The organism is Streptomyces noursei ATCC 11455 (assembly GCF_001704275.1).
GTDB lineage: Bacteria > Actinomycetota > Actinomycetes > Streptomycetales > Streptomycetaceae > Streptomyces > Streptomyces noursei.
The window spans coordinates 7,632,311-7,656,763 of the sequence record NZ_CP011533.1 but is presented as its reverse complement, the minus strand read 5'-3'; the positions used below and the strand labels follow the sequence as shown (position 1 = coordinate 7,656,763).

General features: G+C 73.7%; 24 protein-coding genes and 1 pseudogene. 16 read left to right on the top strand and 9 right to left on the bottom strand.

Annotation, left to right across the window (positions count from 1 at the left end; genetic code table 11):
- Window positions 1-227 precede the first annotated feature (227 nt).
- The 3 genes from SNOUR_RS32665 (at window position 228) to SNOUR_RS32655 (ending at window position 2,290) form a co-directional block, all read left to right on the top strand.
- Window positions 228-1,028: an alpha/beta fold hydrolase gene (locus tag SNOUR_RS32665; RefSeq protein WP_067354244.1), complete on the top strand. Its 801-nt coding sequence runs from the start codon at window positions 228-230 to the stop codon at window positions 1,026-1,028.
- Between the two features lie 331 nt (window positions 1,029-1,359).
- Entirely contained in the window at window positions 1,360-1,668 is a 309-nt protein-coding gene (locus SNOUR_RS32660; RefSeq protein WP_067354242.1) for a hypothetical protein, read from the top strand.
- A gap of 91 nt (window positions 1,669-1,759) precedes the next feature.
- Entirely contained in the window at window positions 1,760-2,290 is a 531-nt protein-coding gene (locus SNOUR_RS32655) for a cupin domain-containing protein (RefSeq protein WP_067354240.1), read from the top strand.
- 31 nt (window positions 2,291-2,321) lie between these two features.
- Here SNOUR_RS32655 and SNOUR_RS32650 read toward each other — a convergent pair whose 3' ends face one another.
- Window positions 2,322-2,756: a VOC family protein gene (locus SNOUR_RS32650; protein WP_067354237.1), complete on the bottom strand. Its 435-nt coding sequence runs from the start codon at window positions 2,754-2,756 to the stop codon at window positions 2,322-2,324.
- Between the two features lie 82 nt (window positions 2,757-2,838).
- Window positions 2,839-3,855, bottom strand: coding sequence for an MDR family NADP-dependent oxidoreductase (locus tag SNOUR_RS32645; RefSeq protein WP_067354235.1), 1,017 nt, complete (start codon window positions 3,853-3,855; stop codon window positions 2,839-2,841).
- Window positions 3,856-4,257: 402 nt separating this feature from the next.
- Here SNOUR_RS32645 and SNOUR_RS44830 point away from each other — a divergent pair, with 402 nt between their 5' ends.
- The 6 genes and pseudogenes from SNOUR_RS44830 (at window position 4,258) to dhaM (ending at window position 9,193) form a co-directional block, all read left to right on the top strand.
- Complete coding sequence (locus tag SNOUR_RS44830) at window positions 4,258-5,184, top strand: helix-turn-helix domain-containing protein (protein WP_159425949.1); 927 nt, start codon at window positions 4,258-4,260, stop codon at window positions 5,182-5,184.
- A 154-nt stretch (window positions 5,185-5,338) separates the two neighbouring features.
- A complete protein-coding gene (locus SNOUR_RS32635) occupies window positions 5,339-6,097 on the top strand; it encodes a glucose 1-dehydrogenase (protein ID WP_067354230.1) in 759 nt (252 codons plus the stop codon).
- A pseudogene (locus SNOUR_RS43500) lies at window positions 6,094-6,849 on the top strand (carboxylate-amine ligase). Before SNOUR_RS32635 ends, SNOUR_RS43500 begins: the two are co-directional and overlap by 4 nt.
- 200 nt (window positions 6,850-7,049) lie before the next feature.
- Window positions 7,050-8,042, top strand: coding sequence for a dihydroxyacetone kinase subunit DhaK (dhaK, locus tag SNOUR_RS32630; RefSeq protein ID WP_067354227.1), 993 nt, complete (start codon window positions 7,050-7,052; stop codon window positions 8,040-8,042).
- Window positions 8,043-8,216: 174 nt separating this feature from the next.
- On the top strand, window positions 8,217-8,783 hold the full coding sequence (gene dhaL, locus SNOUR_RS32625) for a dihydroxyacetone kinase subunit DhaL (protein WP_067358974.1): 567 nt from the start codon (window positions 8,217-8,219) through the stop codon (window positions 8,781-8,783).
- Window positions 8,780-9,193 carry a dihydroxyacetone kinase phosphoryl donor subunit DhaM gene (gene dhaM, locus SNOUR_RS32620; protein ID WP_067354225.1) on the top strand — a complete coding sequence of 138 codons (414 nt, stop codon included), beginning with the start codon at window positions 8,780-8,782 and terminating at the stop codon, window positions 9,191-9,193. The genes dhaL and dhaM overlap by 4 nt, the downstream gene beginning before the upstream one ends.
- A gap of 24 nt (window positions 9,194-9,217) precedes the next feature.
- On the opposite strand, the gene SNOUR_RS32615 is transcribed toward dhaM, so the two are convergent.
- Window positions 9,218-10,036, bottom strand: coding sequence for an SAM-dependent methyltransferase (locus tag SNOUR_RS32615; RefSeq protein WP_067354223.1), 819 nt, complete (start codon window positions 10,034-10,036; stop codon window positions 9,218-9,220).
- A 361-nt stretch (window positions 10,037-10,397) separates the two neighbouring features.
- Here SNOUR_RS32615 and SNOUR_RS32610 point away from each other — a divergent pair, with 361 nt between their 5' ends.
- Together SNOUR_RS32610 and SNOUR_RS32605 are read left to right on the top strand one after the other, a co-directional pair.
- Window positions 10,398-10,997 carry an RNA polymerase sigma factor gene (locus SNOUR_RS32610; protein WP_067354220.1) on the top strand — a complete coding sequence of 200 codons (600 nt, stop codon included), beginning with the start codon at window positions 10,398-10,400 and terminating at the stop codon, window positions 10,995-10,997.
- Between the two features lie 55 nt (window positions 10,998-11,052).
- Window positions 11,053-11,826 carry a hypothetical protein gene (locus SNOUR_RS32605; RefSeq protein WP_312634185.1) on the top strand — a complete coding sequence of 258 codons (774 nt, stop codon included), beginning with the start codon at window positions 11,053-11,055 and terminating at the stop codon, window positions 11,824-11,826.
- A 17-nt stretch (window positions 11,827-11,843) separates the two neighbouring features.
- On the opposite strand, the gene amaB is transcribed toward SNOUR_RS32605, so the two are convergent.
- The 3 genes from amaB to SNOUR_RS32590 all read right to left on the bottom strand — a co-directional run bounded on the left by amaB (window position 11,844) and on the right by SNOUR_RS32590 (window position 16,140).
- On the bottom strand, window positions 11,844-13,418 hold the full coding sequence (gene amaB, locus SNOUR_RS32600; protein WP_067354214.1) for an L-piperidine-6-carboxylate dehydrogenase: 1,575 nt from the start codon (window positions 13,416-13,418) through the stop codon (window positions 11,844-11,846).
- A 27-nt stretch (window positions 13,419-13,445) separates the two neighbouring features.
- Window positions 13,446-14,864: a 2-oxoadipate dioxygenase/decarboxylase gene (gene hglS, locus SNOUR_RS32595; RefSeq protein ID WP_067358973.1), complete on the bottom strand. Its 1,419-nt coding sequence runs from the start codon at window positions 14,862-14,864 to the stop codon at window positions 13,446-13,448.
- Window positions 14,865-14,934: 70 nt separating this feature from the next.
- Window positions 14,935-16,140: an NAD(P)/FAD-dependent oxidoreductase gene (locus SNOUR_RS32590; protein WP_067354212.1), complete on the bottom strand. Its 1,206-nt coding sequence runs from the start codon at window positions 16,138-16,140 to the stop codon at window positions 14,935-14,937.
- Between the two features lie 228 nt (window positions 16,141-16,368).
- Between SNOUR_RS32590 and SNOUR_RS32585 the strand changes: the two genes are divergently transcribed.
- A complete protein-coding gene (locus SNOUR_RS32585; protein WP_312634184.1) occupies window positions 16,369-17,499 on the top strand; it encodes a LysR family transcriptional regulator in 1,131 nt (376 codons plus the stop codon).
- Between the two features lie 37 nt (window positions 17,500-17,536).
- Here SNOUR_RS32585 and SNOUR_RS32580 read toward each other — a convergent pair whose 3' ends face one another.
- Window positions 17,537-17,935, bottom strand: coding sequence for an STAS domain-containing protein (locus tag SNOUR_RS32580; RefSeq protein WP_229921441.1), 399 nt, complete (start codon window positions 17,933-17,935; stop codon window positions 17,537-17,539).
- Window positions 17,936-18,273: 338 nt separating this feature from the next.
- Here SNOUR_RS32580 and SNOUR_RS32575 point away from each other — a divergent pair, with 338 nt between their 5' ends.
- The 4 genes from SNOUR_RS32575 to SNOUR_RS32560 all read left to right on the top strand — a co-directional run bounded on the left by SNOUR_RS32575 (window position 18,274) and on the right by SNOUR_RS32560 (window position 22,261).
- The gene (locus SNOUR_RS32575; RefSeq protein WP_067354204.1) at window positions 18,274-19,035 is read left to right on the top strand and encodes a DeoR/GlpR family DNA-binding transcription regulator; all 762 of its coding nucleotides are present in this window, start codon (window positions 18,274-18,276) and stop codon (window positions 19,033-19,035) included.
- Window positions 19,036-19,135: 100 nt separating this feature from the next.
- Window positions 19,136-20,521: an ABC transporter substrate-binding protein gene (locus tag SNOUR_RS32570; protein ID WP_079143000.1), complete on the top strand. Its 1,386-nt coding sequence runs from the start codon at window positions 19,136-19,138 to the stop codon at window positions 20,519-20,521.
- A complete protein-coding gene (locus SNOUR_RS32565) occupies window positions 20,502-21,413 on the top strand; it encodes a carbohydrate ABC transporter permease (protein WP_067354202.1) in 912 nt (303 codons plus the stop codon). The genes SNOUR_RS32570 and SNOUR_RS32565 overlap by 20 nt, the downstream gene beginning before the upstream one ends.
- Window positions 21,410-22,261 (top strand): carbohydrate ABC transporter permease, encoded by an 852-nt coding sequence (locus tag SNOUR_RS32560; RefSeq protein ID WP_067354199.1) that lies wholly within the window; start codon window positions 21,410-21,412, stop codon window positions 22,259-22,261. Before SNOUR_RS32565 ends, SNOUR_RS32560 begins: the two co-directional genes overlap by 4 nt.
- A 36-nt stretch (window positions 22,262-22,297) precedes the next feature.
- Here SNOUR_RS32560 and SNOUR_RS32555 read toward each other — a convergent pair whose 3' ends face one another.
- The gene (locus SNOUR_RS32555; protein ID WP_067354197.1) at window positions 22,298-22,786 is read right to left on the bottom strand and encodes an NUDIX hydrolase; all 489 of its coding nucleotides are present in this window, start codon (window positions 22,784-22,786) and stop codon (window positions 22,298-22,300) included.
- A 43-nt stretch (window positions 22,787-22,829) separates the two neighbouring features.
- A complete protein-coding gene (locus SNOUR_RS32550; RefSeq protein WP_067354195.1) occupies window positions 22,830-24,365 on the bottom strand; it encodes an ATP-dependent DNA ligase in 1,536 nt (511 codons plus the stop codon).
- Window positions 24,366-24,453 lie beyond the last annotated feature (88 nt).

Sequence of the window (24,453 nt, the reverse complement as noted above, 5' to 3'; positions counted from 1 at the left end):
CCTTGTCTCCACCGGGGCCTCGACTGCGGCCGGAACGCGCCCCGTTCGACCGGATACCCTCGTGCATGCTCACGCGAGCAGCGAGGAGCGGGCAACGGGGGATGCCGCCATGCGGGGGACGGACGGCCGGGGCGGACGGTGTTCGACGACCGCGCGCGTGGCCCGGCCCGCCCGGCCGGCCGGCCCGCCGGCGCCCGGCCGCCCTCGCCGGACCCGGAGAAAGGCCCATGACCGACAACGCCCCGCACGTTCCCGACCTCGCCCGCGCCGCCGACGGCACCCGGCTCGCCTACCAGCGCCGGGGCACGGGACACCCCCTCGTCCTGCTGTCCGGGCAGGCCAACAACCACCACTGGTGGGACCCGGTGCGGGCGGACTTCCACGGCACGCACACCACGATCACCCTCGACTACCGCGGCACCGGTGACAGCGAAGCACCGCAGGACGGCTACTCCACACGGCAGTTCGCGGACGACGTCATCGCGGTGCTCGACGCCTCGGGTGTCGAGCGGGCCGACGTCTACGGGACCTCCATGGGCGGCCGGGTCGCCCAGTGGGTCGCCGCACGGTACCCCGAGCGGGTCCGGCGGCTCGTCCTGGGCTGCACCTCCCCGGGCGGCCCGTACGCCGTGGAACGCGACGCTTCCGTGCGGCGCGCCCTGGCCCACCCCGACCCGGAGACCGCGCGCCGGACCCTGGTGGACCTGATGTACTCCCCCGCCTGGCGCGCCGACCACCCCGGCCCCTACCCGACCCTCGGCGACCCCCACATGCCCCCGCACGCCCGCCGCGGACACCTGGTGGCCAGCAACGCGCACGATGCCTGGGACGCGCTCCCCGACATCGGCGCGCCCACCCTGATCCTCCACGGCGACCAGGACCAGCTCACCCCGCCGGACAACGTCCCGCTGCTCGCCGCCCGCATCCCGGACGCCAGGACACACCTCTTCCGCGGTGCCCGGCACGCCTACTTCCACGAGCGCCGCGCGGAGGCCGGCGGCCTGGTCGCGGCGTTCCTGGGCGGCTAGGGCGCGTGCCAGGCGCCGCGGAGATCCGTCCGATGCGCCCTAGGACCGGTCCCCCGCCGGCGGCGCCGCGCCCGGGTGCGTCGCCCGGCCCGCGGTGGTCAGTGTGCACCGACCGTCCTCGCAGGAGCGCTGGAGACGGCCCCTACGCCCCGCTGGCGCCGCGCGCCCTGCGCGACCTCGTCCCGGACCTGCCGGAGCACGATGTGTATCTGTGCGGACCCCCCCGGTATGGCACGGGCCGCAACCTCCGCACTGGCGAGATGTTTAGTGATCGTTTATTGCGGCTCGGCAGGATGTGGAGCGTCGAGAAGGAACCTGCGCAGGGGACGGTATGGCCAAGCTGTATCTGGAGAAGCTCAAGTGCGTCACGACCGAGGGCTGGAGCGGCTTCGATGAACCGAGGCTCGTCGTCCAGGACCGCGGCACCGTGTGGAACGGAACGGTGCTGGGAGATCGGATGTACACCGTCAAGTACGACTGCGACTTCACGGGGACGATCGCCGTCTCGCTCGGGGAGGCCGGCACCTCGGGCGGGGACGGCAAGCTCGGGGAGCAGTGGATCACGGACACGCCGGGCGAGCGCACTCTGCGCTTCAGGGCGGACGGCGCCGAGTACAGGCTGCTGTACGCGGTGGAGTAGGCGGCTCGGCGAGACGGTGCCCTTCGTTGCGGTGTCGGCGATCAACCAGCATTCACGTATGCGGTGTTGGGCAGTGCGCCACAATGCCCCCATGACCGATGACCAGTCCCGAATTCCCGCCCGTGCGCTGCTGCGTCGCCCCGGGGACGGTGAGCTCATAGACGTCGCCGGTGTCGCGCACTTCTTCCGGTTGACCGGCGAACACACGGGCGGGCACTTCGCCTTCGAGGAGTTCAGCCTCGCCCCTGGAGCGATCGGCGCCAGACCGCATGTGCACGAGGGGCACGACGAGTACTTCTACGTCCTGGAGGGCGAGTTGACGCTGCACACCGGGGACGGCGAGGTGACGGCCGGTCCCGGGCATCTGCTCGCCGCGACCCGCGGCACCCCGCACGGCTTCCGCAATGCGGGCCCGACCCTCGCACGCGCCCTGTGTCTCTACACTCCCGCCGGCTACGAGGACTACTTCCGCGACGTCCACGCCGCGGTGAGCGCCGGGGCCGAAGCGACCGATGAACTGCTGGCCGAATTCCGCAGCCGCTACCGGACCACTTCCTACCAGGTTCCCCCGGCATCGTTGCCCGCCTCAGCTCACGAGGACGCGCCCCGGTCGAACCATTAGCCTGCGCCGCAGCGCTTCACCGCGTCCGGCCTCAGTCGAGACAGAACTCGTTGCCCTCGATGTCCTGCATCACGATGCAGGACTCATCGACGCCATCGGCAGGCAGCAGTTGCACGCGGACCGCACCGAGCGCGACCAGTCGTGTGCACTCGGCCTCAAGCGCGGCCAGGCGCTCTTCGCCCACCAGTCCGGTGCCGACCCGCACGTCGAGATGCACCCGGTTCTTGACGACCTTTCCCTCGGGAACGCGCTGAAAGAACAGTCGCGGGCCCACACCTGAGGGATCCTTGCAGGCGAACGCTGAACCCTGACGCTCAGGCGGCAGCGAACGATCGTAGGCGTCCCACGTGGCGAACCCCTCCGGTGGCGGCGGTACGACGTACCCCAACACCTCGCACCAGAAACGAGCGACGCGCTCAGGTTCAGCGCAGTCGAAAGTGACTTGGACCTGCCTGATCGATGACATCGGCGCACCATAGCAGGGGGCCCGCGAGAGCGGCACGGCCCAGGCGGAGTGGCCCAGCGTCGGAACGTCGCCTGGAAGCGGGTCAGAGCTCCACGTGCACCGCACCTGTGTGCCGGCCCTCCACCAGCTCCCGCAGTGCGCGCGGTGCCTGGTCGAGCCCGTTCAGCACGGTGCGGGGGAAGGTGAGCGTGCCGTCCCGCAGTGCGCGGGCGAAGAAGTCGGTCCACTCAGGGATGATGTCGAGGTGATCGAAGAGCGCCGCGCCCCGCAACGTGACGCCGCCCGAGATGAGGGCATGGGGGTCGATCTCCGTGACGGCCGAGTCGCCCAACTGCCCGGCCAGCGCGCCGATCAACGCGATGCGCGCCCCGCGTCGGGCCAACGCCATCGCCGACTTCAGCTGCTCGCCACCCACGTTGTCGACGACCACGTCGAGCCCGTCCGGCGCGGCGGCCCGCAGTTGTTCGTCGAGGGAGCCGGCGTTGCGCAGCACCACGGCGTCGTAGCCCAGTTCCTTCGTCAGGATGTCGGCCTTGCGCGGTGAGCTGGTGGAGCCGATGACCCGGGCCGCGCCGCGCAGCCTGGCGATCTGCCCGGCCAGGGAGCCCACACCACCGGCCGCGCTGGTCACGAACACCGTGTCGCCCTGGCGGACTTCACCGGCACGCACGACACCCAGGTAGGCCGCGGCGCCTTGCGAGAGGTGCGCGGCCGGGTAGGGCATCGCACCTGGGTCCAGGCGCTGGACGGCCTGGGCGTCCAGCGCCGCGTACTCCCGCCAGCCACCGGTCTGACTGGCAACCAGATCCCCCACCCGCAGACCGCTGTCGCCCGCGTCCACGACCTCTCCGATACCGGGCCCCGGCACGCAGGCGCCGACGTCGAACGGCCGCATCGGCAACTCGCCGCGGCCACGGATCAGTTCGCTCATGATGGTGAGGACGGCCAGTGTGGTCGTGCGGACGAGCACCTGGCCCGGCCCCGGCACGGGCACCGGGGCCTCCACGACGGCGAAGTGCTCCTCGGACGGCACACCCGTGGGACGGGTGAGGAGGTGAACCTCTCGATGGGTCGCCGGGACGGCGAATGCTGCGGACATGCGCTGACTCCTGATCTCGTCCGGTCAATACCGCGGGAACCCGGTCCTGCCGGCAGGACCGTGGCACCCTGCCCCAAAAAACTCCCCCTCCACGTCCCAAGATCCCGGTTCTGCTGTCGGCGAAGCAGCCCAGCCCACGCGCTGCACTGGGGGCGTGCAGCGGTGCCGCCACCGCCAAGTCGTCGTGCCGCTTTGGCGACGCGCCGCCGCGGCATACCGGTGCAGTGCGGCACCGAGCCCCGCCGCCCGACGTTCCGGTCGTCCGGTTGGTGCGGCGACCGGCCACCGAACGCCGGGGCAGCGGGCCGACGTTGTTGGGGATCGAACCCGTCGGGCTCGACCGCCTGGCCGGCGCCGCAACGCCTCGACGGATTACGCCTGTTGGCCACGTCGGGTGGCAAGATGGGCGGCGTGACGTCGTTCGATGGGGCTGCTCGCATTTCACCGTCGTCCGGTAGCGCGATCGAGTTCCGGCGCGTGGGGGACGGGGTGCCGGTCGCTGCACATGAACGGGCCGTCCTGGACGTGTCCAGTGGCGCGCTGGGGTGGCGTGGGATCGCGGTGGAGGGCGGCCGGATGCCCGGCTGGGAGGTGACGGACCTGGTCGTCGAGCAGCATATGGTGGCGTTGAATCTGGACGCCGAGCCGTTGGTGTTCGAGCGGGTGGTGGGTGGCCGGCCCCGGATCGTCACCATGCCACCCGGGTCGGTCTGGGTGAATCCGGCAGGTCACCCCATCACGCATCGGATCCGGGCGCACTCGCACTACCTGAACCTGACCCTGGACGACCAGCGGCTCGCGCTGCTGACCGGACGGGACGACCTGGTGCTGCGCGGTGCGGTCGGGGAAAGCAGCCCGCAGCTCGCTGCCCTGATGACCGCGGTGTCGGCTGAAGCGCGTCAAGGCGGACGTCACGGCACCACGCTGCTCGACACGCTGGCGCTGGCGGTGGCGTCCCTGCTGCATCAGGACTTCTCCGTCCGGCCTGCCGTGCGGGAACCGTCCGGCGCGCTCAGCGCCCGACAAGTGTCCGCCGCGACGGAGTTGATGCGCTCGCGACTGGCGGAGGGGGTATCGGTGGTCGAACTCGCCGCGTCGGCCGGGTACAGCCCGGACCATTTCACTCGCTGCTTCCGACGGGCGACCGGAGACACCCCGCACCGGTATCTGACGCGTCTGCGGGTGGAGGAGGCGCGGTGTCTGCTGCTGGGCACCGCCCGCACTGTGGCAGACATCGCGGCCGCCACCGGCTTTGCCGACCACGCACACCTGACACGCACCCTGCGACGTGCCTTGAACGTGACGCCCAGCGAACTCCGAAGGTCCTGACCCTCGCGACGGACGGCTTTCCGCGGTATCCGGGCGAGAGTGTCCGTCGGTTTCGTTCACCACAGGGGCGCGGTCGGGTTCAAGCACCGGCGGGCCGAGTGGCAGCAGGCTGATCTCCGAAGCGGAAGAGCCCAAGGCTGAAGGAGACACGGACATGAGCGAGTTCGCGAACAAGGTCGCGGTGATCACTGGCGCTGCGACCGGGGTGGGCCGGGCCACCGCCCTGGCGCTGGCCGAACGAGGCGTCCAGGTCGCGCTCGCGGACATCAACGTCGAGGAAGGCCACAAGACGCTGGCGATGGTGGAGGAAACCGGTGGTGGGGGCATCTTCGTCGCCACCGATGTCCGCCGCGAGGACCAGGTGCAGGCGATGGTCCGGCAGACGCTCAAGGAGTTCGGAGCACTGCACTACGGCGTCAACAACGCCGGGGTCACCCAACAGGCGGCCCCCCTCACACGACAGTCCGAGGCCGTTTTCCACGAGGTGATGGACACCAACGTCAAGGGCGTGTGGCTGGGGATGAAGCACACCCTGCCGCACATCGTCGCCGCGGGCGGTGGGGCCGTGGTCAACACCGCGTCGGGCTTCAGTACCACCGCCGCGGCCGGAGTGGCCTTCTACGTGGCTTCCAAACACGCGGTCCTCGGACTGACCCGGTCCGCCGCGCTGGAGTTCATCGATCAAGGGGTGCGGGTCAACGCGGTGCTGCCGGGAGGCATCGACACCCCGATGGTGCAGCGGTTCTCGGCGCTCAATCCCGATCTGATGGATCAGACCGCGGCCGCCCATCCCATCGGCCGCATCGCCCGGCCCGAGGAGATCGCCAACGCGATCGTCTGGTTGCTGTCGGACGCCGCAAGCTTCGCCGTGGGCTCTCCGCTGGTCATCGACGGGGGCTACACCACGCGGTGAGACCGAGGCACGGGACGGCGTCCAACTCGTGGGAGCGCATGCGCCCCTGGCTTCCGACGCTGAGTGCACTGGCGGCGAACTCGCCCTACTGGGCCGGCCAGGACACGGGATAGGCCAGCTGGCGCGCCATGGTGTGCGGCCGCCTGCCCGTAGCCGGACCGCCACCGTGCTTCGAGTCCTCGGCGCACTTCGAAGAACTCGTCCAAGGGCTCATCGCGGTGGGAGCCGTGACGGATCGAGCCGGCTCGTTCTGGGGCGTGCGCCCCTCGCACCACGTACCCGCCCTGGAGGTGCGTGTCCGCGACGCGTTGCTGGTTCCCGAGGACACCATCCTGCTCGCTGCCGTTGGCCGGGCCCCGGCGGCAACCGCCCTGCATGCTGTCCGTTCAGGTGTTCCGGCTCCCCGCCCGGCAGCGGAGATGCTCCGCGCGGCCGGCCGGTGCGCGGCTCGTGACGGACTGGCCGGACAGGGCATCGACCTGGCCACCGGCACGCTCGTGCTCGCCGGCCGGGCGGGGGACGCGGATGCGGTCCAGGACCGGGATCAGCCGCGGGGCATCGCCTGCGCCGTTCGGGTGGCCGGGCGCCGGTTCTCGTCGAGCGGCGCACGACCGGCGGGGTGTCGGCGGATCGCTTGGGGCCACGGAGCGCGCGGTCGTCGGGAGGGGCGGGCGTCGGTCGGCGGGCGCCCGTTGCGGTGGAGAAACCTTGTGGACGACGGTGCAGCCGGCTGCTCGCGGCCCGATACTTGATCCGCCGGAGCAGTCCGACGGAAAGGTCACCCGATTGGCTGATCGCCCATCAGGAAATGCAGCATGAGGTCGGCATCAGTCCCGCCGAAAGCCGCCGTTCGGCGCCCTGGGACGCCGAGACCGAGAGCCTGCGAAACCACATCTGACCTGTAAAAAGCCAGGTCATGGCCGTGCTTGTCGAGGATCCCTGGAAGGTACCCATGAGGATGTTGATCAACGTCGCCGAGACCGTGGTGGCGGACGCCCTGCGCGGGATGGCCGCGGCGCATCCGGAGCTGGTGGTGGACGTGGCGAACCGGGTGATCGTGCGGCGGGACGCGCCGGTGGCCGGGAAGGTGGCGCTGCTCTCCGGCGGGGGGAGCGGGCACGAGCCGTTGCACGGGGGGTTCGTGGGGCCGGGGATGTTGGACGCGGCGTGTCCGGGGGAGGTGTTCACCTCGCCGGTGCCGGATCAGATGGTGCGGGCCGCGACGGCGGTGGACGCCGGGCGCGGGGTGTTGTTCGTGGTGAAGAACTACACCGGCGACGTGCTGAATTTCCGGATGGCTGCGGAGCTGGCGGAGGACGAGGGGGTGCAGGTCGCCAGCGTGCTGGTCGACGACGACGTCGCGGTGCGCGACTCGACCTTCACCGCCGGGCGGCGCGGGACCGGGGCGACGCTGTTCGTGGAGAAGATCGCGGGGGCGGCGGCGGAGGAGGGAATGCCGCTGGAGCGGGTGGAGGCGGTGGCCCGGAAGGTCGTGGCGTCGTCGCGGAGTCTGGGGGTGGCGCTGAGCGCCTGCTCGACGCCGGCCAAGGGCGGCCCGACGTTCGACCTTCCGCCGGGCGAGCTGGAGTTGGGGGTGGGGATCCACGGCGAGCCGGGGCGGGAACGGCGGGCGATGATGACCTCGCACGAGATCGCGGACTTCGCGGTGGACGCGATCCTGGAGGATCTGCGACCGCGGCTGCCGGTGCTGGTGCTGGTGAACGGGATGGGGGCGACGCCGCTGCTGGAGCTGTACGGCTTCGGCGCGGAGGTGCACCGGGTGCTCGACGAGCGCGGGGTCACGGTCGCCCGTACGTTGGTGGGGAACTATGTGACGTCGCTGGACATGGCCGGCTGCTCGGTGACGTTGTGTCAGGTCGACGAGGAGTTGCTGCGGTTGTGGGACGCGCCGGTGGCGACGGCCGGGCTGCGGTGGGGGCGCTAGCGCGAGCGGCAGGAGGGGTGCGCCGGGGGCGGAGTGGGGTGTCGTGGGCGGCGGTGGGTCGCCGTTGGCGGTACGTGGGTGTCGCAAAAGGCGGCAGTCACTTGGGAGTCGGGTGTGCAGAGGGGTGATGGTGTGGTGGACACCGGGTTTGACGCCGGGTTCTTCGTGCGGTGGATGGTGGCGGCGGCCGGTCTGGTCGAGCGGGAGGCCGGGCGGCTCACGGAGCTGGACTCGGCCATCGGCGACGCCGATCACGGAGCCAATATGCAGCGGGGGTTCGCCGCGGTGGTGAAGACGCTGGAGAGCGAGCCGCCCGCCACGCCCGGGGCGGTGCTGGTCACCGTGGGGCGGCAGCTGATCTCCACAGTGGGGGGTGCTTCGGGGCCGCTGTACGGGACGCTGCTGCGGCGGGCCGGGAAGAGCCTGGGCGAGGCGTCGGAGGTGACGGTGCCGGAGTTGCAGGCGGGGCTGCGGGCCGGGGTCGAGTCGGTGCGGGAGCTCGGGGGTGCCGCGCCCGGCGACAAGACCATGGTCGACGCCCTGCTGCCGGGCGTGGAGGCGCTGGGGACCTCGCTCGACGCGGCGGCCGGGGCGGCCGAGGAGGGGGCGTTGGCGACGGTGCCGATGCGCGCGCAGAAGGGGCGGGCCAGCTATCTCGGGGAGCGCAGCATCGGGCATCAGGACCCGGGGGCGACGTCCTCGGCGCTGCTGTTCGCGGCCCTCGCGGAGGTGGCGCGATGAGCGGCGAGGACCGCGTGGTGGGTGTGGTGCTGGTGTCGCACAGCAAGGCGGTCGCGGAGGCGGTCGCGGAGCTGGCGGTCGGGCTGACCGGGGACGGCCCGAAGGTGCCGGTGGCCGCGGCCGGCGGCACGCCGGACGGGGGGCTGGGGACGAGCGCCGAGCTGATCGCGTCGGCGGCGCGGAAGGTGGACCGCGGCGCGGGGGTCGCGCTGCTGGTCGACCTCGGCAGCGCGGTGCTGACGGTGAAGGCGCTGATCGCGGAGGGCGACGAACTCCCGGCGGACGCCCGGCTGGTGGACGCACCGTTCGTCGAGGGGACGGTGGCCGCCGTGGTCAGCGCGTCGGCCGGGGCGGACCTGGCGGCGGTCGTGGCGGCGGCCGAGGAGGCGTACGGCTACCGCAAGCGGTGAGCGCCCGGCCCCGCGGGCGTGCGCTCAGGGTTTGCGGGCGACCGCGGCGTAGCAGGCGGCCTCGGCGTCGGTGACGTGGGTGGCGTCCTCGGGGCGGTCGGGGCGCCACTGGTGGGAGAGGGTGACGCCGGGGTCGAGGAGTTCCCAGCCGTCGAAGAAGCGGAGGAACTCGGCGCGGGTGCGGAACTGGAGCTCGGTGCCCGCCTCGCGGTAGATCCCGAGGATCCGGTTCATGGTGTCGGGGCTGTAGTCCGCGGTGGCGTGGGTCATCGCCAGCGTGCTGCCGCTGGGGAGGGCGGCCTTGAGGGTTTCCACCACGGTGTGCGCGCGGTCCCGGCCGTCGTCGGTGACGAAGTGCATCAGGGCGTTGAGGCTCAGGGCGACCGGCCGGGTCAGGTCGAGCGTGTCGAGGAACTGCGGGGCGCTCAGGATGCCGGCGGGCTCGGTGACGTCGGCGGGCACGTAGGCGGTGCGTCCCTGGGGGGTGCCGCGGAGCAGGGCCGCGGCATGGGCGAGGACGATGGGGTCGTTGTCGGTGTAGACGACGCGGGCGTCGGGGGCGGTGCGCTGGGCGATCTCGTGGAGGTTGGGCGGGGTGGGGATGCCGGTGCCGATGTCCAGGAACTGGCGCAGGCCGGCGCCGGCGAGGTGCCGGGTGGCCCGGTGCATGAACTCGCGGTTGATCCGGGCGGCCACCAGGGCCGCGGGGAAGACGCCCAGGACGCTGCCGGCGGCCATCCGGTCGGCCAGGAAGTTGGTCTTGCCGCCCAGCATGTAGTCGTAGATGCGGGCCGAGTGCGCCCGGTCCAACTGCAGGTCCACCACGGGCTCGTGCTCGGTCATCGCGCGCTGCCTCCCCGCCTTCGGATGGTCGCCGGCCGGGCACCGCCCGCGCGAGCGGCGTCCGACGGGGAGAGCACTGCCCGGTGGGTGGGCGTTCATGCGCCGGAGCACCACCCGGGCGCGGGCACCTGCCGTCCGCGCCGGGCCCGGTGGTCGCGGGTGGGCGGCGGCGCGCGGGATCTGGTCGTTCTCGGTCACGAGTAGTCATATGAATACGGAGCGCAGGAATATTTGTCGCCGGGTGCCACAAATCGGCTTGGTTTCCTGTTGATTGGAAGGTGAGGGCAAACCGTCCTCCCGACGCGGCCGCCGTCCTCGGTGGCGCCGCGCCGGTGCACGGCAAACGGAACGAGGACGGCGCGTGAGCACACACCGGAACCGACTTCTGCCGGCCAGACGGCCGGACCGTGCCGTCCTGCCGGAGATAGTCGCCCCGCAGGAAGCGGGCCGGCGGCTGGCGCTCACCTTCCAGGCGTTCCTGGCGACCCACGCCCGGAAGTGGCTGGCCTACGCCTATCTGCACACCGGCAGCGAGGACGCGGCCCACGAGGTGACCCGGGCCGCGTACGAACAACTCGGCCGGGTGTGGCCGCACGCGCTGCGGCAGGCGTCGGTGGAGGCGTACGCCTGGGCGGTGCTCAAGGAACGGGTCATGGAGTGGCTCTACGACCGTCGGCAGCCGACCGCGCTCACCGAGACCGCCGCCTTCGCCGTCGTCACCCACGCCCTGCTGCGCGAGTGCCAGCAGCAATTCGCGATGCTGGAGAGCCAGTTGGGGCTCTATGCGGCGATCTCGCGGCTGCCGGAGCGGCAGTGCGACGTGATCGTGCTCCGGCACGTCATCGGCTACGGCGACGCGCAGATCGCCGCGCTGCTGGGGGTGGACGAGGTCACCGTGCGCTCGTACGCGAGCCGGGGCAAGCGGAAGCTGGCCGCCGCGCTCGGCATCGATCAGGGATAGCCGGCCCGGGAACGGCCGGACGGTTCAGCGGGAGTCGAACATGGGGGAACGGAAGATGACGAGAGCGCACCGGTATCCGGGCGGGCGGCGGGAGACCGTCGAGTCGCTGCTCAGCGCCGCGGCGGCGGTGGCCGGGATCGACGGGCTGGCCGACTTCAGCGCGCTGGACGACGCGGGGGCGCTCGACGGGCTGGGCTGTCTGGCGCCCGCGCCCGCGGCGGCGGGGCGGGGCGCGGAGCCGCCGCCCGCGGTGGTGCCGCCGCCGGTGGGGCCGGGGCGGGCCGCCCCCAGCGGGTATCCCACCGCGCGGGACGAGGCCGTCCACGAACTCCAGTTGGCCTGCGCGCTGGTGGTGAACGCGGCGGCGGCCGCGGCGAGCCTGGAGCGGCTGGTGAACGACCACCACATCGATCCGGAGGGGGCGCTGGTCTTCGGCTGCCTGCTGCACATCACCGGGCGGTCCGCGGCGGCGCGCTTCTGGTGGCTGTTCGGCGCCGGGGCCGGCAGCCGGACCGCCGCGTACTGCCTGTATCTGGCGCACCGCGGGGACGGCGAGTTCCGTGACGCGACCTACTGGCGCGAGCAGGCCGCGCACACGCCCGACGAGGGGCCCCGGGCGGTGGCGGCGTTCGACGAGAAGCAGCTGCTGCCGGACGAGGCCCGGCACAACCTCCTCGTCCAGTGGCACAGCGGGTTGGCGCCGACCCTGCCGACCGCGCTGGAGAACGTGATCAACCGGCTGGTGGTGGAGGGGGACGACGAGGACTTCGGCGCCATCCCCCGGCCGTCGCCGACGCTGGTGGAGGACCTGGGGCGGGCCCTCCACTGACGTCGACGGCGGTACGCTCAGACGAAGTTGACGCCTTGGGCGAGCGGGAGGTCCGCGGAGTAGTTGACGGTGTTGGTGGCCCGGCGCATGTAGGCGCGCCAGGCGTCGGAACCGGACTCCCGGCCGCCGCCGGTCTCCTTCTCGCCGCCGAAGGCGCCGCCGATCTCCGCCCCCGAGGTGCCGATGTTGACGTTGGCGATGCCGCAGTCGGAGCCGTCGGCGGCCAGGAACCGCTCGGCCTCCCGCTGGTCGCGGGTGAAGATGCTGGAGGACAGGCCCTGCGGTACGCCGTTCTGCAGGGCGATGGCCTCGTCGAGGGTGCGGTAGGTCAGGACGTAGAGGATCGGCGCGAAGGTCTCGGTGGCGACGATCCCGGTCTGGGCGGGCATCCGGACGAGGGCGGGGCGGACGTAGGCGGCGTCCGGCGCCTCGTCGGCGAAGTGGCGGTCGCCGCCGACGAGCACGGTGCCGCCGGCGCGCCGCGCCTGCGCCAGCGCCTCGGTCATCGCGGTGTGCGCGGCGGTGCCGATCAGCGGTCCGACGAGGGTGTCCGGGTGGTAGGGGTCGCCGATCGGCAGCTGCGCGTAGGCGTGCGCGATGCGCTCGACGAGGCGGTCGGCGAGGTCCTCGTGGACGATCAGCCGGCGCAGGGTGGTGCAGCGCTGGCCCGCGGTGCCGGCGGCGGCGAAGACCACGCCGCGGACGGTGAGGTCGAGGTCGGCGGAGGGGGTGACGACGGCGGCGTTGTTGCCGCCGAGCTCCAGCAGACAGCGACCGAAGCGGGCGGCGACCCGGGGTGCCACCTGCCGTCCCATCCGCACCGAGCCGGTGGCGCTGACCAGGGCCACGCGGGGGTCGTCGGCGAGCAGTTCGCCGTGTTCCGGTCCGCCGAGCAGCAGGTGGTGGACGCCGGGCGGGGCGCCGGTGTCGGAGGCGGCGCGGGCGAGCAGGGCGGTGCAGGCGAGCGCGGTGAGCGGGGTCAGCTCGGACGGCTTCCAGACCACCGGGTCGCCGCAGACCAGGGCGACGGCGGTGTTCCAGGACCACACGGCGACGGGGAAGTTGAAGGCGGAGATCACGCCGGCGACGCCGAGCGGGTGCCAGCTCTCGGAGAGGCGGTGGCCGGGGCGTTCGCCGGCGATGGTGCGGCCGTAGAGCTGGCGGGAGAGGCCGACCGCGAAGTCGCAGATGTCGATCATCTCCCGGACCTCGCCGAGCGCCTCGGAGCGGATCTTGCCGGCTTCGAGGGTGACGAGGTCGGCCAGGTCCTCCTGGTGGGTGGTGAGGAGTTCGCCGAGCCGCTTGACCAGGGCCCCGCGGACCGGGGCGGGGACGGTGCGCCAGGCGAGGAAGGTGCGGTGGGCGTCGGCGAGGGCGGCCTCGGCCTGTTCGGGGGTGGTGGCGGGCAGACGGGCGAGGACGGCGCCGGTGAGCGGGGTGCGGGCGGCGATCGTGGCGCCGGTTCCGGGGTCCTGCTCCGGGTACCCGTCGAGTCCGGCGGCGCCGCAGTGGCGCAGCGCGGTGCTGGCGCGGGCCCGCAGGGCGTCGGTGCCGGGGAGGCCGAGGGTGGCGGGGTGCGCGCTGACGGTCATCGATATCTCCCTTGACTGCGAGGGGCGCTAGGGGGTGGCGGTGGTCGGGGTGTCCAGGGTGCGGAGGGCGGCGTCGGCGTGCAGGGCGGACAGGGCCCGGCGCAGGGAGCGGTCCTGCTGTTCGGCGTAGAGCGCGAACGGGTCGAGGACCGGGCGGTCCAGGGCCGCGGAGAGGCGGTGGGCGTCGAAGGGGGTGCCGTCGCGGCGCGGGTCGCGGGTGCCGTCGCCGGTGAGGTTGGAGTGGAAGATGCCGGCGGCGGAGCGGGGCAGGAAGTCCTCGTAGACGAGGGGGTGGGCGGTCAGCCAGCCGTCGGCGAGCAGGTCGGCGAGGGCGGCGGGCGGGCGGCGGCCGTCGCGGGGGCGGTCGGTCACCGGGCGGTAGGTGAAGAACGCCAGCCGTTCGGCGGCGAGTTCGGTCTCGGTGCGGGGGAAGTCGCGCTCCCACAGGGCGCGGGCGGTGGCCTGCCGGTCGGCGTCGGGCCGGTCGGCGGTCCGGCGGTCGGTCTCGGCCATGAGGGCGTCGTAGCGGGCCCGGCCGCCGGGGGTGAGGGCGATGCCGCGGGCCTCGACCTCGCCGAAGCGCACGCGCAGGGCGCCGCGGGTGAGCCGGCCGTCGGGGTCGCGGAAGGTCCGGGGTTCGGCCAGGGCCCGGAAGGAGGTCTGGCGCAGCAGCACGTCCGGGCCGGCCCAGCGCGGGGGTCCCTGGATGCGGTCGATCATGGTGATGCCGCGCTCCCCCATCCGCCGGTAGAGGGCGTCGATGTCCAGGACGCGCGGGGTGAGGTGGTTGACGTGGGTGGTGGTGACCCCGCCGATGTCGGCGGCGACCGCGGAGATCCGTTCCAGTTCTGCGTACCAGGCGCGGTCGACGGGCTCGGTGGAGAGGGTGAACGCGCCGACGGCGAGGGCGAGGAAGCGTTCCGCCGCGGGGTCGTCCAGGCCGTGGTCGCGTTCCGCGCGCGCGGCGAGGTCCAGGAGTTCGGGCGGGAAGAGGCGACGGCGGGCGAGGAAGGAGTCCAGGCGGGCTTCCAGGTCCGGGTCGAAGAAGCGGCGGTCGCCGGTGGTGAGGAGGGAGGTGAAGACGCGGAAGGGGTTGCGGTCGAGTTCGTCGGGGTCGATGGGGCGGAAGGCGGTGGAGACGACGGGGACCGCGCCGATGTCGCCGTCCCTGAGGTCGTAGAAGCCGACCGGGCGCATGCCGAGTGCGGCGAAGACCTGGGCGGCCTGGCGGAGTTCGGCGGGGGTGCCGACGCGGATGGCGCCGTGCCGCTCGGCGGTGACCCGGTCGATGCTGCCGAGCCGGCCGGCCTCCGGGTCGCGGTCGGCGACCTCGTCGTTGATCTGCCCGGCGACCTCCAGGAGGGTGGTGTAGGCGGGGACTTCGGTGCCGTACATGTCGGACAGCCGGCGGGCGAACGCGGCGCGCAGCCGCCAGGTGGGGATCAGGGCCATGGGGAATCCTTTCCCGGGTCCGGCGGGGTGCGGGCCTGCCCGGTGGGTCGTGGTCGGACACCGCCTAGATGATGTGGGCTTCGGGGCGGGTGGCGGGCCGGCCGTCGAAGCGGGTGGCGGCGAGCGGTCCGACGTCGAGGAAGGGTTCGCGGCGCAGGTAGAGATCGCGGACGATCTCGCCGACGGCGGGGGCCTGGAGGAAGCCGTGGCCGGAGAAGCCGGTGGCGTAGAGGAAGCGGCCGGGATGCGGGGCCTCCCCGATGAGGGCGTTGCGGTCGGGGGTCATCTCGTAGAGGCCGGCCCAGCCGCCGGTGACCGGCAGGTCGGCCAGTGCCGGGGCCCGGCGAGCCGCGGCGGCACGGAACGGGGTGAGCCACTCGCGACTGAACTCCCGTGCATATCCCGACTGTTGGGCCGGGTCGGAGAGGCCGACGAGCAGTCCGTCGGCGCCGTCGTTGTGGAAGTAGAGGGTGGAGGCGTAGTCGAGGGTGAAGGGGATGCGGGGCGGGCGGGGGCTCAGCGGCCCGGTGAAGGCGATCTGGCGGCGCAGCGGGGTGACCGGCAGGGTGACCCCGGCCAGGGCGCCGACCTCGGCGGACCAGGCGCCGGCGCAGCAGATCACGGTGGGGGTGCCGACGGTGCCGTGCGGGGTGCGGACGGCCTGGAGGTGGCCGTCGGCGGTGTCGATGGCGGTGACCGGGCAGCGGGTGCGGACGGTGGCGCCGAGCCGGCGGGCCGCGCGGAGGTAGCCGGCGACGGCGGCCTGGGGGGTGGCGTAGCCGTCGGTGGGCGAGTAGGCGGCAGCGACCAGGGTGCCGGGGTCGACGTAGGGGCAGAGGTCGCGGGCGGCGCGGGGGGTGATCAGGCGGCTGGGCACGCCGTGGGCGTTCTGGATCTCGACGCCCCGGGCGAAGGTGTCCCGTTCGGCCTCGTCGCCGAGGAGGAAGAGGTAGCCGACGGAGTCCAGGCCGATGTCGGCGCCGGGGCGGCGGGCGAAGTCCCGCCAGGCGGCCAGGCTGCGCACGCCGAGCCGGATGTTGAGCGGGTCGGAGAACTGCGCGCGGACCCCGCCGAGGGGTTTGCCGGACGAGCCGGAGGCGGGCAGGTCGCGCTCCAGCAGCAGCACCCGGCCGGCGCCGGCCTCGGCCAGGTGGAAGGCGATGCTCGCGCCGATCACCCCGCCGCCGATGATCACGACGTCGGCGGTGGCGGGGAGCGGGGCGGAGTGCGGGTCGGGATCCGAGGGAGCCGAAGCCGTGGGGTGGGCCATCCGGGCCGCCTTCCCGTCGTCGCGTGGGCGCGTGGGTGCTCCGGTCGCCGACACAGCGGCGGGGCCGGTGCCCTTCGATGGTGACCGGCCGGTGGTCGGCCGTCCATGCAGAGTCGTTGGAAGTGATCTGTGAGGAGGTGTGGGGCCCCGGGGGTTTGCGGCCCGTCCGGTGGATCAGGGCCCGGCGGGGCGCGGGTGGCACCGGTGGCCGCTGGGTAGGGTCCCGCCGTGGAATTGCCGGGGGTGCAGCTGCGGACGCTGCTGGAGCTGACCCGGAGCCGCACGATGACCGCGGCGGCCGCGGCGCTGGGGTACACGCCGGGCGCGGTCTCCCAGCACATCGCCGCGTTGGAGCGGAGCACCGGCAGCGAGCTGGTGCGGCGGGTCGGGCGCCGGGTGGAGCTGACGGACGCCGGGCGGACGCTGGCCGAGCACGCCGAGCGGATCCTGGGCGCGCAGGCGGAGGCGGTGGCGGCCCTGGAGCGGGCCCGCGGGGAGGTGGGCGGGCGGCTGCGGCTGGGGGTCTTCGGGACCGCGGCGGCGGTGCTGCTGCCGCCGGCCCTGCGCCGGCTGGCGGCCCGGCATCCCGCGGTGCGGGTGGCCAGCCGCGAGGTGGACGTGGACCAGGCGTACGGGGAGGTGCTGGCCGGGCGGGTGGATCTGGCGCTCGGCCTGGACTATCCGGACGCGCCGCTGGCCCGGGACGGCGCGGTGGAGCTGGTGCGGCTGCGGACGGAGCGGTTCTCGTTGGCGGTGCCGGCCGGGGCGGCGGGGGTGGGCCGGGCGCCGCTGGCGCTGGCGGAGGCCGGGGCGTACGACTGGATCCTGCCGGCGGCCGGCTCGTACTACGGGCGGGCGATCCGGACGGCCTGCCGCCGGGCCGGCTGCGAGCCGCGGGTGGTCCACGAGGTGACGGACACCGCGACGTCGCTGGCGATGGTCGGGGCGGGGCTGGGGGTGGCGCCGCTGACCGGGCTGATGCTGCGGCTGCGGTCGGAGGGGATCGCGGTGGTGCCGCTGCGGGAGACCGTCGAGCGGCACATCGTGGTGGCGGTGGGGACGGCGGCCCGGGCCCGGCCCTCGGTCGCGGCGCTGATCGCGGCGCTGCGGACGGACGCGGAGTCGGGGGCGGGATCAGGGGTGGGTTCGGGGATGGGCCCGGAGGGGGTGGGACCAGAGGGGATGGGCCCGGAGGGGATGGGCCCGGAGGGGATGGGCCCGGAGACGGAGCGGGCGGCGGGAACGGCCCAGGGGGCGGTGCCGGGGACGGTGCCGGGCGGCGGTCCGGTGCCGGCTGGCGGGAACGTCACACGCAGGGGTCAGCACGGCCCGGCGGCGGTGCTTCGCCCGCAGGCGTGAGTGCTCCCCCACACGGCGCAGTGGCTCCGGGCCGCGGTCAGTCCGCCGCGGGCGGCGGCCAGGTCGGGCGGCTGGCGTCGGGGACGGCGGCCAGCGCGTGGCCGACCGTCGGGTAGCAGGAGAAGACCCCGAGGGACTGCGTGCCCACCAGCAGCTTGAGCATCCGCACGCCCAGGGACGCCAGCAGCAGCCGGCCCTCCAGGCGGCGGCACAGCCATTCCAGGGCGAGCAGGCAGCTCAGGCCCCGGGAGTCGCAGAACCGCAGGGCGGTCAGATCGAGCACGAGGAAGCGGTGGCCGGCCGAGACGATGGACCGGGCCTCGGCGAGGAACGCCTGCTCGGTGCGGAGGTCCAGCTCCCCGCTGACCCGCAGCACCGCGCACTCGTCCTCCTGGACGAGTGCGGTGACCGCCAACGACCGCATCTCCGAGCTCATGGCGTCCAGCCTAAGCGCCCCCGTGCACCGCACCACCGGCGTCCCACCGGCGTGCGCGGGCGGGCGGGGGCGGCGCCCGCGGGCACGCAGACAGGGTGAAACGGGCCGTTCGGTGGGGCACGGGCCCGAAGAATGGCGCTCGGAGGCGGGCAGAAACGGGCAGGTTTGGTTCCGTTGCGGACCCCAGCGGGCAGTCCAACTGTTGCTATAAACCTGGCTGCGGGCAGAAGCGGGCACCGTCGAGACCGAACGGAAAGCGATCCACACGGAACGTGACCGAACGGAAGACGGCGGTCGGAAGCGGGCGGGCGGGTCCCGCCCGGAGTGGGGAGAGAGCCATGAGGGCCGAGGAACGCCAGAGCCGCCTCCTCGTGCTCGCCCGCCAGTCCGGACGCGTCGAGGTCGCCGAGGCGGCCGCGGAGTTCGGGGTGGCCCGCGAGACCGTGCGGCGCGATCTGCGGGACCTGGAGCGCCGGGGGCTGGTGCGGCGGACGCACGGCGCGGCGTACCCGGTCGAGAGTGCGGGGTACGAGACCACGCTGGCGCGGCGGGAGACCCAGCAGGTGCCGGAGAAGCGGCGGATCGCGGCGGCCGCGGCGCAGTTGGTCGGCGAGGCGGAGACCGTCTTCGTCGACGAGGGGTACACGCCCGAGCTGGTCGCGATGCTGCTGCCGACGGACCGGCCGCTGACCGTGCTGACCGCGTCGCTGCGCACCGCGTCGCTGGTCTCGGCGTCCGACTCGACGACCGTCCTCCTGGCCGGCGGGCGGGTGCGGGCCGGGACCCAGGCGACGGTCGGACCGTGGTGCCGGGACATGCTCGCCGGCTTCGTGGTCGACCTGGCGTTCCTGGGGGCCAACGGGATCTCCCGGGAGTACGGGTTGACCACGCCCGATCCCGCGGTCGCCGACGTGAAGGCGCAGGCGGTGCGCTCCTCGCGGCGGCGGGTGCTGGTCGGGGTGCACAGCAAGTTCGGGGCCAGCAGTTTCTGCCGGTTCGCCGGCATCGACGAGGTGGACATGATCGTCACCGACACGGGGCTCTCCGCGCCGGAAGCACACCGGTACTCGCTCCTGGGGCCGCAGGTGCTCCGGGTCTGACCTCCCCTCCCCCCTCACCGCCGTCGGCCGGGCCGGCGGCCCGTCCGGCATGCCCATGCCCGTCCCCCTCGGGCCGAATCATCATGGAAAGGCAGGCGCCGTGCGCGCACGATCCCCCGGAGCTGTCGGCGGCGCGGGCCGCCGGGCGGGCCGGCTGGCCGCCCTCGCGGCCACCCTCTCCCTGGCGGTCACCGGCTGCTACCGCGGCGCCGGTGACACCGGCCACGACGGGCTGCACACCCTCAACGTGCTGATGGTGAACAACCCGCAGATGGTGGACCTCCAACGGCTCACCGCCGAGCACTTCACCAAGGAGACCGGCATCCGGGTCAACTTCACCGTGCTGCCGGAGGACGACCTCCGCGACAAGATGAGCCAGGACTTCTCCAGCCAGGCCGGGCAGTACGACGTGGCCAGCCTCAGCAACTACGAGACGCCCATCTACGCCCGCAACGGCTGGCTCACCCCGCTGGGGCAACTGGCCGACAAGGACCGCGAGTTCGACCAGAACGACATTCTCGCGCCGGTGCGGTCCTCGCTCACCGCGGCCGACGGCGAGGTCTACGCGGAACCGTTCTACGGCGAGTCGTCGTTCCTGATGTACCGCAAGGACCTGCTCAAGGCGGCCGGACTGACCATGCCCGCCCGGCCGACCTGGACCCAAGTCGCCGCCATGGCCGCCAAGTTGGACGGCTTCCGCAAGAGCCAGAAGGGCATCTGCCTGCGCGGCCAGCCCGGCTGGGGCCAGCTGACGGCGCCCCTGACGACCGTGGTCAACACCTTCGGCGGGACCTGGTTCGACAAGGACTGGCGGGCGCGGCTGGACGCCCCGGAGTTCGCCCGGGCGACCCGGTTCTACGTCGGTCTGGTCCGCGCGCACGGCGAGCCCGGCGCGCCGCAGGCCGGGTACACCGAGTGCCTCAACGACATGCAGCAGGGCAAGGTCGCGATGTGGTACGACGCGACCGCCGGCGCCGGGTCGCTGGAGAGCGCCGACTCCCCGGTCGCCGGCCGGATCGGGTACGCCCCGGCACCGGTCGAGCGGACCGCCGGCGCGGGCTGGCTCTACACCTGGGCGTGGGGCATCCAGAAGGCCAGCACGCACCAGAAGGCCGCCTGGGAGTTCGTCCGCTGGGCGTCCGGGAAGTCCTACGAGCGGCTGGCGGGCCGGGAACTGGGCTGGTCCCGGGCGCCGGCCGGGAAGCGGGCCTCGACCTACCGCGACCCCGACTACCTCAAGGAGGCCGGGGCGTTCGCGGGGGCGACCGAGAAGGCGATCACCTCGGCGCGGCCGGACGACCCGGGGGTGCAGCCGCGCCCGGCGCCCGGGATCCAGTTCGTGGGCATACCGGAGTTCTCGGACCTGGGGACCAAGGTGTCGCAGGAGATCAGCTCCGCGATCGCCGGCAAGCAGAGCGTGGCCGACGCGCTGCGGGCGGGCCAGCGACTGGCGCGGGAGGTGTCCGATGCGTACACCGGTCGCTGAGCGGGCCAAGGGCTGGGCCCGGCGCGCCCCGCTGCTGCCCGCCCTGGTCTTCCTGATCGTGGTCACCCAACTCCCGTTCGTGGCAACGGTGGTGATCTCGTTCATGCGCTGGAACGCGCTGGCCCCCGACCACCGCGGGTTCGCCGCCCTCGACAACTACCGGGCGGTGGTCACCGATCCGGCACTGCGGTCGTCGGTGGGCACGACGGTGCTGCTGACGGCGTCGGTGGTGCTGGTCAGCCTGGGGCTGGGGCTGGGGCTGGCACTGCTGCTGGACCGGAGCTTCCGCGGCCGGGGCATCGTCCGCACCCTGCTGATCACCCCGTTCCTCGTGGTGCCGGTGGCCGCCGCGCTGCTGTGGAAGCACGCGCTCTACAACGCCTCGTACGGGCTGTTCAACGGGGCGCTGACGTGGCTGTGGCAGCTGTTCGGCGCCGGCGACCCGCCGCAGCCGGACTGGATGACCGACTCCCCGCTGCTGTCCGTGGAGCTGTCGCTGATCTGGCAGTGGACGCCGTTCATGATGCTGATCCTGCTGGCGGGGTTGCAGAGCCGACCGGCGGACGCGGTGGAGGCGGCCCGGATGGACGGGGCCGGCGCCTTCGACGTCTTCCGCCACCTCACCCTGCCGCACCTGCGGCGCTACCTCGAACTGGCGGCGCTGCTGGGGACGGTGTACATCGTGCAGAACTTCGACGCGGTGTTCACCCTCACCTCCGGCGGGCTGGGCACCGCCAACCTGCCGTACACCATCTACCAGACCTTCTACCAGGCCCACGACTACGGCCGGGCGTCCGCGCAGGGCGTCGTGGTGGTGCTGTGCTCACTGCTGGTGGCGAACTTCGCCCTGCGCACCGTGTCGTCCCTGCTGCGCGAGGAGATCACCCGATGACGCGAGGAGACCGCAGGGGCGGACGGCGGGTGCGCGGGGCGGCGTTGGGCCTGGTGGCCTGGCTGTGCGGGATCGCCTTCTTCCTGCCGGTGGCATGGATGGTGCTGACCTCCTTCCACCGCGAGACGGACGCCGCGACCGATCCGCCGAGCCTCGCCGCGCCGCTCACCCTGCACGGCTACCGGGAGTTCTTCGGCGTCGGCGGCGCCGGCGTGAGCCCCTGGCCGCCGCTGCTCAACTCCCTGACCGCGTCGGTGGCCTCGACGCTGCTGGTGCTGGTGCTGGCGGTGCCGGCGGCGTACGCGCTCTCCCTCCGGCCGGTGCGCTCATGGCGCGATGTGCTGTTCTTCTTCCTCTCCACGAAGATGCTGCCGCTGGTGGCGGGACTGCTGCCGATCTACCTGGTCGCCCAGAACACCCGGATGCTGGACGACATCTGGCTGCTGGTCATCCTCTACACCTCGATGAACCTGCCGATCGCGGTGTGGATGATGCGGTCCTTCCTGGCCGAGGTGCCGGTGGAGATCCTGGAGGCCGCCTCGATCGACGGGGCGGGGCTGCCCACCACGCTGGTGCGGATCGTGGCGCCGGTCGCCCTGCCGGGCATCGCCGCGACCGCGCTTATCTCCTTCATCTTCAGCTGGAACGAGCTGCTGTTCGCGCGGGTGCTGACCGGCATCGTGGCCGGCACCTCCCCGGTGTTCCTGACCGGGCTGGTGACCAGCCAGGGGCTGTTCCTGGCGAAGGTGTGCGCGGCGGCCACCGTGGTGTCGCTGCCGGTGCTGGTCGCCGGGTTCGCCGCCCAGGACAAGCTGGTGCAGGGTCTGTCGCTGGGCGCGGTGAAGTGACCGGGACCGGGCCGCCCGCCGGAGTGGCGCGGGCGGTCAGCCGGCGTCGGCGCGCCCGGCGGCGAGCGCCCGTGCCAGCCGGTCCAGGAATTCCCGCTGGGCCGTGACGAGCCGGGCGCGCGCCTGCTCCGGGGTGCACCACGCGACCCGGTCGATCTCCGGGAAGCTGCGGATCACCCCCGAGCCGCGCGGCCACTCCAGCTCGAACGTGCCCGGCTCGATCCGGTCCGGGTCCAGGTCGCCCGCGACCGCCCAGACGGTCACCACCTTGCCGCCGGACTGGCGGACGTCCCCCAGGGGTACGTACCGCCCGTCCGGCGGCGGCATGCCCAGTTCCTCGGCGAACTCCCGGCGGGCCGCGGCCAGCGGCTCCTCCGGCGGTGCGTACTCGCCCTTGGGCACCGACCAGGCGCCGGCGTCCCGGCGCGCCCACAGCGGGCCGCCCATGTGCGCCAGCAGCACCTCGGTGCCGCCGTCGGCGCCGCTGCGGTGCAGCAGCAGTCCGGCGCTCCGCTTCCCGGCCATCGTCCGTGGCGCTCCCTTCGTCCCGTTCTCCGCTGCCGACGCGTCATCCGTGCGCGGCGAGCACGGTGTCGAGGGTGTCGGCCTCCGCGGCCGTCTTGTCCTCGCGGTAGCGCACCACGCGGGCGAACCGCAGGGTGACGCCGGCCGGGTAGCGGGGCGAGGTCTGGAGCCCGTCGTAGGCGATCTCCACGACGAGTTCCGGACGGACCGTCACCACGTGGCCGTCGTCCGCCACCGCCAGTCGCCCGAGCCGCTCGGTCTGCCAGCCGAGGGTGGCGTCGGTGAGCCCCTTGAAGGTCTTGCCGAGCATGACGAAGCCGCCGTCCGCGGCCCGCGCCCCGAGGTGCAGGTTGGAGAGCCTGCCGGTGCGGCGGCCGTGGCCCCACTCCGCCGCCAGGACCACCAGGTCCAGGGTGTGCACGGGCTTCACCTTCAGCCAGGCGGCGCCCCGGCGGCCGGCGCTGTAGGGCGCGTCGAGGGCCTTGACCACGACGCCCTCGTGGCCGCGGCGCAGGGTGCGGTCGAAGAAGTCCTCGGCGGCCGCGCGCGCTCCGGGGTCGTCCGGGTCCTCGACGACGCAGCGCCGCACCCGGGTCGACTCCGGTACCAGGGCGGCGAGTTCGGCGTGCCGACGGTCGCCGGGGAGGTCCAGCAGCGCGCGGTCGCCGAGCGCGAGGAGGTCGAAGAAGACCGGGGTCAGCGGGAGGGCGGCGCGGGCCGCGGCGACGTCCGTCCGGGAGCCGAACCGGCCGGCGACCCGCTGGAACGGCACCGGGCGCCCGTCCGCGCCCAGCGCGATCACCTCGCCGTCGAGGACGAGGCGCTCGGCGGGCAACTCCCGGACCAGGGCGGTGACCTCGGGCAGCCGGTCGGTGACCTCGTCCAGGGTGCGGGTGTGGATGCGCACGCGCGAGCCGTCCCGGTGCACCTGCACCCGGATGCCGTCGAGCTTCTCCTCCACCGCGCAGCGGCCGAGCCGGTCGATCGCCTCGGCCACGGAGGCGGCGGTCCGCGCGAGCATCGGCCCGACCGGCCGGCCGACGGTGAGCCGGAATCCGGCCAGCGCCGGCGGGCCGTCGGAGAGCAGGGCCCGGGCCACGTCGGGCAGTGAGCCGGCGAGCATCACGGCGCGCCGCACCGCGTCCGGGGGCGCGCCGGTGGCGGCGGCGAGCCCTTCGACGGCGAGCGCGTCCAGCGCGCCCTGCCGGACCTCGCCGGTCAGCAGCCCGTGCAGGAACCGCTGCTCCTGGTCGGTGGCGGCGGCGAGCAGGCCGCCGACCAGCCGCCGCCGCTCGGCCTGGGCGCCGGGGCCGGCGACCCCGGCCAGCGCGGTCAGCGCGGCGTCCACGTCGCGGACGGTGAGGGTGGGCCGGTCGGCGGGCGGCGGCGGGTCGCGCAGCGCGCTCCAGCCGACGCCGATCCGGCCCTGCGGCAGCCGCCCGGCCAGGTAGGGGATGACCAGCGGGGCGTCCACCGGGTCCGCGGCCGAGAACAGCTCGGCCAGCAGCGCGGTCTTCCGCGACCGGGCCGAGGTGGCGGCGACCTCCGCCGACACCCGGGCGAGAGCGGCGAGCAACATACGGTCATCGTGCCCCCGCGGCGCCGCCACCGCTCCCGCAACGGACTGGCCCTCGCACCCGCACCCGACCGCCCCGGCCCGAGCGGCC